Source organism: Mesorhizobium sp. BR1-1-2, assembly GCF_020165435.1.
GTDB lineage: Bacteria > Pseudomonadota > Alphaproteobacteria > Rhizobiales > Rhizobiaceae > Mesorhizobium.
The window spans coordinates 105,951-117,751 of sequence record NZ_JAIUID010000005.1 but is presented as its reverse complement, the minus strand read 5'-3'; the positions used below and the strand labels follow the sequence as shown (position 1 = coordinate 117,751).

12 protein-coding genes are annotated in these 11,801 nt (G+C 65.8%); 2 read left to right on the top strand and 10 right to left on the bottom strand.

Going from position 1 to position 11,801, the window contains the following annotated elements:
- Positions 1–60: 60 nt before the first annotated feature.
- The 9 genes from LB551_RS13160 to LB551_RS13120 are packed head-to-tail and all read right to left on the bottom strand — an operon-like array spanning position 61 to position 8,466.
- Complete coding sequence (locus LB551_RS13160; RefSeq protein ID WP_224659448.1) at positions 61–1,071, bottom strand: ROK family protein; 1,011 nt, start codon at positions 1,069–1,071, stop codon at positions 61–63.
- Positions 1,068–1,790, bottom strand: coding sequence for a ribulose-phosphate 3-epimerase (locus LB551_RS13155; RefSeq protein WP_224659447.1), 723 nt, complete (start codon positions 1,788–1,790; stop codon positions 1,068–1,070). The genes LB551_RS13160 and LB551_RS13155 overlap by 4 nt, the downstream gene beginning before the upstream one ends.
- Positions 1,787–2,626, bottom strand: coding sequence for an alpha/beta fold hydrolase (locus LB551_RS13150; protein ID WP_224659446.1), 840 nt, complete (start codon positions 2,624–2,626; stop codon positions 1,787–1,789). The genes LB551_RS13155 and LB551_RS13150 overlap by 4 nt, the downstream gene beginning before the upstream one ends.
- Positions 2,626–3,444: a sugar phosphate isomerase/epimerase family protein gene (locus LB551_RS13145; protein ID WP_224659445.1), complete on the bottom strand. Its 819-nt coding sequence runs from the start codon at positions 3,442–3,444 to the stop codon at positions 2,626–2,628. The genes LB551_RS13150 and LB551_RS13145 overlap by 1 nt, the downstream gene beginning before the upstream one ends.
- Positions 3,444–4,520, bottom strand: coding sequence for a Gfo/Idh/MocA family protein (locus LB551_RS13140; protein ID WP_224659444.1), 1,077 nt, complete (start codon positions 4,518–4,520; stop codon positions 3,444–3,446). Before LB551_RS13140 ends, LB551_RS13145 begins: the two co-directional genes overlap by 1 nt.
- A gap of 4 nt (positions 4,521–4,524) precedes the next feature.
- Positions 4,525–5,346: a sugar phosphate isomerase/epimerase family protein gene (locus LB551_RS13135; protein WP_224659443.1), complete on the bottom strand. Its 822-nt coding sequence runs from the start codon at positions 5,344–5,346 to the stop codon at positions 4,525–4,527.
- A gap of 5 nt (positions 5,347–5,351) precedes the next feature.
- A complete protein-coding gene (locus tag LB551_RS13130) occupies positions 5,352–6,188 on the bottom strand; it encodes a carbohydrate ABC transporter permease (protein ID WP_140551217.1) in 837 nt (278 codons plus the stop codon).
- Positions 6,185–7,117, bottom strand: coding sequence for a carbohydrate ABC transporter permease (locus LB551_RS13125; protein WP_224659442.1), 933 nt, complete (start codon positions 7,115–7,117; stop codon positions 6,185–6,187). Before LB551_RS13125 ends, LB551_RS13130 begins: the two co-directional genes overlap by 4 nt.
- Before the next feature lie 2 nt (positions 7,118–7,119).
- The gene (locus LB551_RS13120) at positions 7,120–8,466 is read right to left on the bottom strand and encodes an ABC transporter substrate-binding protein (protein WP_224659441.1); all 1,347 of its coding nucleotides are present in this window, start codon (positions 8,464–8,466) and stop codon (positions 7,120–7,122) included.
- A gap of 168 nt (positions 8,467–8,634) precedes the next feature.
- On the opposite strand from LB551_RS13120, the gene LB551_RS13115 reads away from it, so the two are divergent.
- Together LB551_RS13115 and LB551_RS13110 are read left to right on the top strand one after the other, a co-directional pair.
- Positions 8,635–9,783, top strand: coding sequence for a Gfo/Idh/MocA family protein (locus LB551_RS13115; protein WP_224659440.1), 1,149 nt, complete (start codon positions 8,635–8,637; stop codon positions 9,781–9,783).
- An 8-nt stretch (positions 9,784–9,791) separates the two neighbouring features.
- A complete protein-coding gene (locus LB551_RS13110) occupies positions 9,792–10,757 on the top strand; it encodes an alpha/beta hydrolase (protein ID WP_411970943.1) in 966 nt (321 codons plus the stop codon).
- Here LB551_RS13110 and LB551_RS13105 read toward each other — a convergent pair.
- Complete coding sequence (locus LB551_RS13105) at positions 10,745–11,779, bottom strand: LacI family DNA-binding transcriptional regulator (RefSeq protein WP_140551222.1); 1,035 nt, start codon at positions 11,777–11,779, stop codon at positions 10,745–10,747. The genes LB551_RS13110 and LB551_RS13105 overlap by 13 nt on opposite strands.
- Between the last annotated feature and the right edge of the window lie 22 nt (positions 11,780–11,801).

The following is an 11,801-nucleotide window of genomic DNA, read 5'->3' as shown; positions in this document are numbered from 1 at the left end:
AGTTTTCGTGTGTTTACCGTGTGAGGCGGCAGGACTTGCGCACGCCGCGCAGCTCGGCCATCAGTGTCCCTCCTCGTGTCCGGGATATCTGCTCGGCCCTTCGACAGGCACGCGGGCCGTGCCGTCGTCGAACAGGACAAGGCTTGCCGCGCCGACAAGCCCGGCGTGGCGGCCGAGCTGGGCCTGAACCACCGGCACGTCGCGATAGGCGCGCATGGCGCGCTGGCGGATGGTCGCCTCTATTGCCGGAGCCATTAGATCGAGGCCATTGGCGATGCCGCCGCCGACGACCAGCACGTCGGGCGAATAGAGATGCAGGAGGTTGGTGAAGCCGACGCCCAGCCAGCGCGCCTCCTCCTCGAGCAAGGCCAGGGCGAGATCGTCCTGCAGCCGCGCCGCATCGACGACATGGCGGCCAGTAACCTCGCCGTTGGCCGAGAGGCGGCGCAGCGTCGAGCCGTCGAAGGCTGAAGTCGCGGCATTGGCGCGGCGGCCGAGCGCGGTGCCCGAGGCGATGGCCTCGAAACAGCCGACGACACCGCACATGCAGCGCTCGCCTTCATTGGTGATGGTCATATGGCCGATCTCGGCGGCAAGGCCGCGGCGGCCATGCAGGATGCGCCCGTCGACGACGACGCCGCCGCCGATTCCGGTCGAGACGGTGACGAAGACGAGCGAACGGGCGCCGTGGCCGGCGCCGAAGCGCCACTCGCCAAGTGCCGCGGCATTGGCGTCGTTCTCCAGCCGCACCGGCAAGCCGAGCCGCCGCTCGAGGATGTCGGCCAGCGGCACGTCCAGCCAGCCGGCAAGCGTCGGCGGCCCGACCGCGATGCCGGCCAGCGGATCGAGCGGTCCCGGCGCGCCGACGCCGACGCCAAGAATGGCGAGCGCCGGTGCCTCGGCATGGATGGTCGCGGCGAGAGCCTCGATCTGGCCGATCACCACTTCGGGACCAGCCTGTGCCTGTGTCGGCACCGCCGCGAATGCCAGTATCTTGCCCTCGCGGTCGACCAGGGCGGCACGAAGCTCGGTGCCGCCCAGATCGATCGCGAGAGCGGCTTCGTTGCTCATGCCGCGACTTTCAGCCCATGCAGCCAGCCGATGCGGCCGGCCAGATCCTTGTCGCCGAAGGCGAGCGAGCCGAGCACCACGGTCTCGGCCCCGGCGGCGCGAAGCCGCGGCACCGTCTCATGGCGGATGCCGCCGTCGGCTGCCAAAACGACGGCCGCCTCGCGGCCGGTCTTGCGCAGGATCGTACGGGCTTCGCCAAGCCTGTCGCAGGCCTTCTCGGAGAGGCCCTGGCCCTTGACGCCGATCGCGGTTCCCAGAAGCGTGACGAAGGCGACTTCCGAGACGAAAGGCCCCACCGTCTCGACCGGCGTTTCAAGTCTCAGCACGACGCCGGCCTCGGCGCCGAGTTGTCGTGCCAGCCGAACCGCGCGCAGACCCGCCTCGCCGTTTTCGGCATGGACGCTGATCATGTCGGCGCCGGCCTCGATGAACTGGCGCGTCTGCGCCTCGACAATCCCTGCGTCGACCATGAGGTGCACGTGGATGGGCTTGGCCGTCAGTTTGGCGATGCGGGCGACGAGATCGGGAAAGAACAGGAAGGACGGGGCGAAGAGACCGTCGGCTACGTCGATGTGATGCAGATCGACATAGGGTTCAATGCGCCGGAGGTCGCCCTCGAAATTGGCGAGATCGGCCGACCAGAGCGAGAACTCGGCGATCAGGCGATCACGCGGCAAGGCGGCGATGGCGGCCTGTCCTGAAAGGGGTTTGGAGGTCATGAGTCGTGGTGGTCCCGTTGATTGAAATTCGTTTCGAGAAAACTGCCGATGGCGGCGCGGATCTCGGTGAAATGAAGGGCCTTGTCGGTGGCCTTCGGCGCCACTTCGGCGAAGACCGCGTCGGGGATGGTTCTGGCGAGTTCGCGCGCGGTCGCCAGTGGGTGGACGAGATCGACGCCGCTTCCGACGACGAGCGTGGGGATTGACAGAGCAAAGGCTGCGGCCCGCGAGACGCCGGGTCCATCGGCGGCGATTGCCTGCATCATTTCGGCGAAGATCGCTGCGTTGTCGCGCTCGAAGAAACCGAGCAGGGACGCCAGATTGTCGGGTGCTTCGGCGCGGAACCGGGCCGCCGTGGCCGAAGCGGCAAAGACGGCGCGCGCCTCGTTCGGCGGACGGTTTCGGATGAGCTCGGCCACTTCCGCATAGGGACGCATATTTTCAGGGGCCGCGTCGAAGGCCCAGGCCGGACGGACCAGCACCAGGCCGGTGACGCGCTCGGGATGCCGGACGGCCAGGCGCAGCGCGATCGCCGCACCCATCGAGATGCCGCCGGCGACGAAGCGTTCGATGCCGGCCGCATTGGCGGCGGCCAGCACGTCGTCGGCGAACATGGCGATCGAAAAGGGGCGCTTGTGGCCGGCGCCGGAGCCGCCTTGCGCACGGCATTCGACGGTGAGCCGGCGTCGCGACGGGCCGTCGGGAAAATTCTGCGCCACCTGGGCGGCGTCACCGCCGAGACCGTGCTGGAAGACGACGGGAAGCCTTCCCTGCCCCGTGTCGAAGACGCGAAGCGCGGCATCGTCGCGAAGGATGACCGTCGGCGCGGCAACCATCAGAGCAGCCCGCGCAGAAAGGCGGCGACGCCAGGCGCCTCTTCGGCGGATAGTCCGTGGGTGACGAGCGGGCCGTCGAACCCGGCCCGCTTCAGCCGCGCGACGAAATCCGGAAAATCGACAATGCCCTCCCCTGTTGTGGCGAAGCGGCCGTCGCCATACCGATCCTTGGCATGCGCCATGGCTATATGGCCGGCGGCCTCGTCGATCGCCGCCGCGACGATGGCGCGCGCCTCCTCCGGCGTCGCATGTTCGAACAGGTTCGCCGGATCGAGCACGACCTTCAGATGCTTCGAGCCCATGTCGGCGATCAAGCGGGTGGCATCCTTCGCCGAGGTGACGATGTTGGCCTGCTCGGGCTCGATGCCGAGATCGATGCCGGCCTCTTCGGCCAGCGCCAGCGTCTTTTCCATCTCTGCGGCCATGTCGGACCAGGCGGCCGGTGTGGCGTTCTCGGGATGGTAAGCCCATTGGTCGGCTGCATTGCGCGAGCCGGTGCAGAGCGTGACCAGTGGAATGTCGAGGGCGGCCGCCGTACCGATGACGACGGCAAGACGGCGAAGACCATCGTCGCGCACCGCCTTGTCGGGATGCGCCATGTTGTAGGTGCCCGACAGGGCGGCGAGCGATACGCCTGACGATCGGGCGGCGGCGCGGATGGCAGGAATGGCTGCGTCAGGCACAGCATCGGGCATCGACGGCAGGCCGGAGCAAGCGAGATTGAACTGCGTCGTCTCATAACCCGCCTGCCGCACGGCTTTCAGCACAGCAGCCGGCTCGGTGCCCGCAAAGGTCTTGGCGAAGATGCCGAGACGCATCAGACCGCACCCGAGACCGAGGCGAGCTCAATCCGCTCGCCGGTCTCGACGGAGCGGGCAATGGCGACCATGGCGCGGATCGAGGCGATGCCGTCCTCGACATTGGCGCCGCGCATCGGCGCGCCGTTCAGCACCGTGTCGGCGAGACCTTCCAGCTGGCGGCGGAAGAAATGGCCGTCGGCGCCGAGCGGTTTTCGCGAGGTCGCGTCCTTCTCATGGAAGATGTCGACCTCGCTGGCGCGGAAGTACCAGGGATTGAACGTCTTGGCGATGACGGAGCCGTTCTCGCCATAGAGCTGGAAACCCTCGTGCCAGTCCATGCGTACGGCGACGGTGAGATCGAGATGGCCAAGCGCGCCGCTGGCGAACTCGGTCTCGACGAACCAGCAATAGGCGCCGAAGCGCTCGTTGAGGCGCGCGCGGACAGCAAGGATCTCCCCACACAGGAAGCGCGCCGTATCGACCAGATGCGAACCGTGCGCCAGCATGAAATACTGCCGGAGATCCGCCTTCGGATTGCCCGACGGTTTCTTCGCCAGCTTGCTGGTGACAGGCAGCGGCTGCACTGCATCGGTATTGGTGTAGCGGTGGGTGGAATCGCAATACCAGGCCTTCAGCGCCAGCACCTCGCCCATTTCGTCGCGGACGAAGTCGCGCGCCGCCTCCAGTGCCGGATCGAAGCGTTTCATGTGGCCGACCTGCAGGATCCTGCCGGAGCGCTTCACCGCCGCCGCCAGCGCCTCGCCCTCCTCGACCGAAGTTCCGATCGGCTTTTCGCACAGCACATGCTTGCCCGCGTCGAGCGCCTTGACCGACATCGGCACGTGATAGGCGTCCGACGTGGCGACGATGACCGCTTCCAGTTCGGGATCGGCGAGCATCGCGTCGTAGTCGGCATACATCTTCCGCGGCTCGTAGGTGGCGCCCATGCGGGCGAGCAGGTCGGGTGCGGCGTCGCAAATGGCGTAAAGGTCGGCATTGCCGGCCTTTGCACAGGATTCCAGATGCGCGAACTGCGCGATGGGGCCGCAGCCGAACACGCCGACCCTGAGGCGCCTGTCCTGTTTTCTGATCATCGTCTCAGGCTCCGTAGCCGCGCATCGTCTGGCGGTTGGTCTTGACCGCGCCGGCAGGATCGGCAGCGGCCGTGTCGGATTCTTCCTCAAGCACCAGCCAGCCGTTGAAGCGCGGCGCCGCACCGACGATCTCGATCACTTCAGGCGTGTCGCAGACGCCTTCACCCAGCATCGCCCAATCGCCCTTGGCGTCGACGTCCTTCAGATGGATGTAGCGGATACGGTCGCGGTAGGTGGTGAGCGTATCAGACATGTCCTTGTGGCCGCGAAGGATGTGGCCGGTATCGGGCACCCAGCCGACCAGGTCGGGTTCGAGCAAGGCAAAGATCGCGTCGTAGTCGGCGCGGTCGAACAGCAGCGTGTTGTGGTGCGAACTCGGATGCACGGCGACCTGGACGCCGGCCTTGCACCCGAGTTCGCCGGCCCTGTTATAGACCTCCGCGGCGATGGCGAATTTGTCGTCGCGCGAACCGTCGGAGACGACGGTCGCCGAGCCCATCGACACCAGCGCGCCGGGGAAGGCGGCGGCGAAGTCGATCCAGCGCTTTGCGGTGTCGAGGTCGGCGCCGATCTCGTCCTTCAGCGTGAAGCCGCTTTTCGAACCGAAGGCGAAGGAGACCAGCTTCAGGCCGGATGACTCCAGCGCCGCGGCAAACTCGACCGGCTTGCCTGCATAGCGGCCGATCATGGTGTCGGTGATCTCGATGCCGGCATAGCCGCCATCGGCGATCGCCTTCAGGAGATCGTCGGGGCCGCCGGTCCAGGCCTTGCCGAGCATCTCCCAGGTGAAGGTCTGGCAGCCGACCTTGAGCTTCGTCTTCGTCATGTCGTTCATTCCTTGACGCCGCCCTGGGTCAACCCTTCGATGATGTGGCGCTGGAAGAACAGCACCAGAAGGATCAGCGGCACGGTGACCACGGCGGAGGCCGCGGCGATGTCGCCCCAGGGGACGTAATAGAGGTTGGTGAAATTGGCGATGCCGACCGGGATCGTCTGCCGGTCGATGTTGGAGGTGAAGGCAAGCGCGAACAGGAATTCGTTCCACGCGGTGATGAAGGCGAGCAGGCCTGTCGTCACCAGGCTGGGCAGCGACATCGGCAGGATGATGCGCCAGAGCAGGCCGGGAACGCTGACACCGTCCATGCGCGCCGCCTCGTCGATCTCGCGCGGAAGCGTCTCGAAATAGCCGAACAGCACCCAGGTCACCAAAGGCAGGCCGAGCGCCAGATAGGTGATGATCAGAGCCGTGTAGGTGTCGAGCAGGCCGAGATTGGTAGCCACCAGATAGAGCGGTCCGACCAGCGCGATCTGCGGGAACATCGACACCGACAGGATGACCATCAGGATGCCGAAGCGGCCCTTGACGTTGAGCCGCGACAGCGCGAAGGCGGCCAGCGAGCCGACGAAGAGGCACAGGAATGTCGTCGCCAGCGACACCACCAGCGAGTTCCAGACATAACGGTGAAGCTCTTTCTCGACGAAGGCGTTGTAGTAGTGCTCCAGCGTGAAAGGGTGCGGGATCAGCGACGGCGAGCCCGAGGTCAGCATCTTGTCGAGCTGGAACGAGGTCGAGAACTGCCAGATGAACGGTCCGGCCGACCAGACCAGGATCAGCACGGCGCCGGCATAGATGGCGAGGCTTTGCAGCGGCGGGCGCGTCCGGTTCATTGCGCCCTCCTGATCTGCCTGACGAGGTAGAGGACGAAGGCCAGCGCAATGATGCCTTCGGTGATGAACATCGCCGTCGACACGGCCGAGCCGTAGCCGAATTGCAGCGTCGAGAACAGCACCTTGTAGGACAGGGTCGACAGCGTTTCGGTCGAATCGGCCGGGCCGCCGCCGGTCAGCACGTAAACAAGGTCGAAGACGCGGAAAGCGTCGAGCGCCCGGAACAGGCCGGCAATCAGCAAGGTCGGCATCAATAGCGGCAGGCGAATATGCCAGAAGGTGGTCCAGCCCCTGGCGCCGTCCATGCGCGCCGCCTCGATCAGCGAATTGGGCACGGTCTGCAACCCTGTCAAAAGCAGCAGCGCCATGAATGGCGTCGTCTTCCAGACATCGGCGATGATGATGGTGGTCATCGCCGTATCGGGGGAACCGTACCAGTTGATGTTGTGGTCGATCAGGCCGGCATGCAGGAGGATGTAATTGATGATGCCGTTCTGGCCGTCGAACAGCCAGCCGAACATTTTCGAAGTGACGACGGTGGGCATCGCCCATGGCACCAGCATGGCCGCGCGGACGAGCCCACGCCCTTTGAAGGCCTCGCACAGGATGAGCGCCATGCAGAGCCCGATCACCGTCTCCAGCACCGTCGAGGCAGCGGTGAACCACATCGTATGCCACCAGGCATTCCAGAACTGCGGATCGCCCCAGAGCTGGACGTAATTGGCGAAGCCGGTGAAATCCTGATCCTGCGTGATCAGCGAGGTGTTGGTCAGCGAGAGATAGAGCCCGTTGACGATCGGGTAGAAGGAAACCGACGCCAGCGACACGAAGGCCGGCGTCAGCAGGATGAGGGCCCAGAAGGCGCCGGGAAGCGCCTTGCCAAGCCGCCGCGGCCGGCCGGCGCGCGAAACGGTGGCGGCCGCGGTCATGATCAGGCGACGATCTTGTTGATCTGGTCGGCGAGCGCGTCCATCTCGGCCTGGACCTTGCCGGAGACCAGCGCCTTGGAGATGCCGGACTGCAGCGCCAGCGTCACCTTGGCATATTCAGGCGTGATCGGCCGCGCCGTGGCGCCCGTGAAGACTTTCTCCAGGCTCGCCATGAACGGCTGTTCCTTCTTGATCTGCTCATCCTGGAACAGCGCCGGCCGTGTTGGCGCCAGGCCGAAGTTCAGCGCGATGCGGTGCTGGGTCTCGGTTAACGATAGCCAGGTCAAAAGCTCGATCGCGGCCTCGCGCTGCTTCGAGTTGGCGTTGACGCCGAGCTGATAGCCGCCGAGGCAGGCCGAGCTCTTGCCGCCGGGGAAGGCGGGCAGCGGCGCGACGCCGACCTTGTCGACCACCTGCGAGGCCTTGGGATCCTGCGCGATAGGATAGACATAGGACCAGTTGCGCATGAACATCGCCTTGCCGGAGGTGAAGGGCTGGCGCGACGGCTCCTCATCCCAGGACAGCACGTCCTGCGGGCTGATCTTGGTCGTGGCGATGGTGTCGTGCAGGAACTGGATCGCTTCCACCGCGCCCTTCTGGTTGATCAGCGACGACTTGCCGTCGGGCGCCAGGATAGCGCCGTTGTTGGAGGTGATGATCTCGACCGCGTCGCAGACCAGAACCTCGGCCTGCTTGCCCTGCCAGAGATAGCCGAAATCGACGTCGCCGGCCTTCTGCGCGGCGGCGGCGAGCGTCGCCATGTCGGCCCAGTTGTCCGGCACCTTGCCGCCGTGCTTGTCCAGCACGTCCTTGCGGTAATAGAACATGCCCGAATCCATGAACCACGGCAGTGCTGTGAGCTTGCCGCCATAGGTACAGGCGTTGAGCGTTCCGGTGAAGTAAGCAGTGCGCTTGTCGGCTGGGAAATACTCGTCGAGCGGCAGCGCCCAGCCGGCGGCAGCGAAGCCGGCGATCCAGATCACGTCCTGGCTGAAAACGTCCGGCGTGCCGCTGCGGCGGGCAAGCTGTTGCACCAGCCCCTGGTAGACTTCCGTCGAGGAGCTCGGCGGGGGCAGTTCGATGTTCTTGACCAGGACGCGGTCCTGCGATTCGTTGAAGGCCTTGATCAGGTCGCCGAAGGTCTCCTTGCCGAAGAAGGCAGCGCTGGCGAAGCTTATTTCGGCGCGCGACTGGGCGCGGGCACGCCCAATGCCGAGAGAGGTCCCTGCCCCGAACGCCGCCGCGCCCAGAAGGCCGGCGGAACCGATAAGAAATTGCCGGCGGTCGGCAATCGTTACATGACCCACAGGCTCAGATGCGGCGATTGGCCGCTTTTTCATATCTGTCATTTTCTCCTCCTAGGGCTGGCAGCCTCCCGATATCGCCAGCTTTTTCGCATGTTCTATAAAAATTTTACGCGCGTCAATATTCAAAATGCTGTATAGCGGTTTGCCAGACGTGATCGGCTGCCGGCGCAACGGATTGGGCAGGCCATGCATCGGAGGAGCGACAAGAAAATGCACGGAAGATCGAGGACGAAGCTTGGGATCGGCGTCGTCGGATGCGGCAACATCTCGATGACCTATCTGCGCAATGCCGCGCTTTTCGGCGGCATCGAGCTGCGCGCCTGCGCCGACATCTCGGCCGACATGGCGGCGCTGCGGGCGAGGGAATATGGCATCCGTGCGCTCGGCGTCGACGCCATGCTGGCCGATCCCGAGATCGATCTCGTCCTCAATCTGACCATCCCGGCAGCACATTTCGACGTTTCGCTTTCGGCGCTCTCGGCGGGCAAGCATGTGTTTACCGAAAAGCCGCTGGCGACCTCGGCCAGCGATGGGCGCCGCCTGGTATCGGAGGCGGCCAAGCGGGGGCTGCTGCTCGGCTCGGCCCCCGACACCTTCCTCGGCGCCGCCGGGCGGCGGGCGCGGCGCCTGATGGATGAAGGCGCCATTGGCCGGCCGGTCACCGGCACCGCCTTCATGATGGGGCGCGGCATGGAGCACTGGCACCCCAACCCGCAATTCTACTACCAGCCAGGCGGCGGCCCGGTGTTCGACATGGGGCCCTACTATCTGACCATGCTGGTCAATCTGCTCGGCCCGGTCAGCCGCGTCATGGCGATGGCGACGCGGGGCCAGCAGGAGCGGCTGATATCGGCCGAGGGACCGTTCAAGAACACGACCTTCAAGGTCGGCACACCGACCAACGTGCTGTCGCTGCTCGAATTCCGGTCAGGAGCGACAGTCACCTTCGGCGCCTCATGGGACGTGTTCAAGCACTCCAATCATCCGATCGAGTTGCATGGCACGGAGGGCTCGCTGCGCCTGCCCGACCCCGACACGTTCGGCGGCACCGTGTCGCTGTCCGAGCGGGGCGCCGACTGGAAGGATTTCGCCAGCGAGGGCGAACTCTACGGCGCCCGCAACTGGCCCTATGCCGCGCCCGACCGCGCCAACTATCGCATGCTCGGCGTCGCCGACCTCGTGCGTTCGCTCGCGACAGGTGCCACGCCCCGCGCGTCCGGCAATCTGGCGCTGCACGTGCTGGAGATCATGGAGGCGATCCTGCTCTCGGGCGAAACGAAAAGCTCCGTCGCCATTGCTGGCGATGTCGTGCAGCCGGCCCTACTCTCGGAGGACGAAGCCCGCGGCCTGCTCGCCTAGATGCGATCATGACGGAGATTGCGATGACGCTCGATCCTGATGCTCTGCGTGCCCTGGAAATCGGCCGCGCGGCCGGTGGTGAGCCGTTCGAGAACGGCAGCGTGGCGGCGGCGCGGGCCGCCTACAACGCTTCGTTCCCGACGCAGCAGGGCGAACATGAGCCGGTCGCGGCGACCTCGCAGCGGCAGATCGACGGACCGAACGGCCCGGTTCCGATCCGCGTGCATCGCGGCATCGGCGCACCGCGAACCGGGGCGCGCGCCGTGCTTTATCTGCATGGCGGCGGCTGGGTCATCGGCAATCTCGATTCGCATGACGAGATCTGCCGCTGGCTGGCCAATCTGGCCAATGCCGTCGTCGTCTGCCCCGATTACCGACTGGCACCGGAGCACAAATTCCCCGCCGGGCTCGAGGACTGTGCGGCAGCGCTTCGCTTCATGGCGCAAGACGCCGGGGAGCTCGGCATCGACCCGGCCCGCATCGCCGTTGCCGGCGACAGCGCCGGCGGCAATCTTGCCGCCGTGCTGGCACTGCTCGCCCGCGATGGGCAAGCATCGCCGCTTGCCGCCCAGATCTTGATCTATCCCAACACCGATGCCCGCCAGGCGGCGGACAGCTACCGCCGTTTCGGCAACGGGTTTGGACTGACCGCCGCCACCATGGCCTGGTTCCGCGACCACTATGTGCGCACCCCGGACGACATCAAGGACTGGCGCGTTTCGCCGCTGCTGGCACCGAGCCTTGCAGGCGCGGCGCCGGCGTTTGTCGTGACCGCCGGTCACGATATCCTGGCCGATGAAGGGACCGCCTATGGCGAACGCCTGCTCACTGAAGGGGTGCCGCTGGTCCTGCGGCACTGGCCGGGCCAGATCCACGGCTTCGTGTCGATGGGCCGCTATATTCTCGCCGCGCGGCAAGCGATGAGCGAGGCCGCGGCCTGGTTCGAATTGCAGACGCGCGCTCAGGCCGACTGACGCATCACCAGGGTCGCGCCGAGCTTGACGTTTCGCACGATGTCATGCGCGGGCGGGCCGGCCTCGTCCAGCAAGGCCAGCAAGATCTCTACGCTGCGGCCGGCCATTGCGGCGAAGTCCTGCGCCATGGTGGTGAGCGGCGGGCAAGTGTAGCGGCTCAACGGGTGGTCGTCATGGGCGGCGACACGGAAGTCGCAATCGGGCTTGCGGCCGATCTTCAGCCCGCGCGTGAACGCAGCCGACATGATACCGAAAGCGAGACGGTCATTGGCGCACAGGATCGTGCGGCCAGGCAGGCCTCCCTTGTCGAGCGTCCTTTCCATCCATTCATGGCCGATCCGCTCGAAGTCCCAGGTGTAATCACGCGCCGCGTCGATGACGACAGGCTCAAGGCCGGCGGCCCGCATCGTCTCGATGTAGCTTTGCAGCCGCTCGCCCGAATTGTGGTTGACGTGCGGGATGTCGACATACACCGGCGGCTCGCCGGACCGGCAGAGATAATCGACCATGATCGACGTGCTCTGGTGGTTGTCGTTGCCGACGAAGGGCGTGTCGCCCTCGATATAGGTGTCGAAATAGACGATCGGGATGTCCTCGCCCATCCGTTCGAACACGCCCGGCTCGGAGACCGATCCCAGCGGGGCCACGATGGCGCCGGCCACCTTCAGCGAGGTGAGCGTCTTGACCGATTCCGACTCAAGCCTGGGCGAACCGTGCGAGGAGATGACGATCGGCCAAAAACCCTCGTCGCGGCAGCGCAGTTCGATGCGGCTGACCATCTCGGCATAGAACGGATCGGTAATCGCCGGCACGACGATGCCGACATTGCGGGTGCGCTTGCGGTTGAGATTGCGGGCGAAAAGGTTCGGCTGATAATCTGAGGAGCGAAGTGCAGCCTCGATGCGGGCCCGCGTCGCCGGCTTGACGCTCGCCGGATCATCGAAATATTTGGACAGGGTCGGCCGTGACACGCCGCACGCCCGGGCGAAGTCATCCATCGTGCGGTGCGTCTTTTCCGCCATCGATATTCAGGGTCCCTTGCCC

Excerpts from the sequence above, each read along its gene's own strand:
- LB551_RS13160 (WP_224659448.1), bottom strand. The coding sequence starts at position 1,071 with ATGAGCAACGAAGCCGCTCTCGCGATCGATCTGGGCGGCACCGAGCTT.
- LB551_RS13155 (WP_224659447.1), bottom strand. The coding sequence starts at position 1,790 with ATGACCTCCAAACCCCTTTCAGGACAGGCCGCCATCGCCGCCTTGCCG.
- LB551_RS13150 (WP_224659446.1), bottom strand. The coding sequence starts at position 2,626 with ATGGTTGCCGCGCCGACGGTCATCCTTCGCGACGATGCCGCGCTTCGC.
- LB551_RS13145 (WP_224659445.1), bottom strand. The coding sequence starts at position 3,444 with ATGCGTCTCGGCATCTTCGCCAAGACCTTTGCGGGCACCGAGCCGGCT.
- LB551_RS13140 (WP_224659444.1), bottom strand. The coding sequence starts at position 4,520 with ATGATCAGAAAACAGGACAGGCGCCTCAGGGTCGGCGTGTTCGGCTGC.
- LB551_RS13135 (WP_224659443.1), bottom strand. The coding sequence starts at position 5,346 with ATGACGAAGACGAAGCTCAAGGTCGGCTGCCAGACCTTCACCTGGGAG.
- LB551_RS13130 (WP_140551217.1), bottom strand. The coding sequence starts at position 6,188 with ATGAACCGGACGCGCCCGCCGCTGCAAAGCCTCGCCATCTATGCCGGC.
- LB551_RS13125 (WP_224659442.1), bottom strand. The coding sequence starts at position 7,117 with ATGACCGCGGCCGCCACCGTTTCGCGCGCCGGCCGGCCGCGGCGGCTT.
- LB551_RS13120 (WP_224659441.1), bottom strand. The coding sequence starts at position 8,466 with ATGACAGATATGAAAAAGCGGCCAATCGCCGCATCTGAGCCTGTGGGT.
- LB551_RS13115 (WP_224659440.1), top strand. The coding sequence starts at position 8,635 with ATGCACGGAAGATCGAGGACGAAGCTTGGGATCGGCGTCGTCGGATGC.
- LB551_RS13110 (WP_411970943.1), top strand. The coding sequence starts at position 9,792 with ATGACGGAGATTGCGATGACGCTCGATCCTGATGCTCTGCGTGCCCTG.
- LB551_RS13105 (WP_140551222.1), bottom strand. The coding sequence starts at position 11,779 with ATGGCGGAAAAGACGCACCGCACGATGGATGACTTCGCCCGGGCGTGC.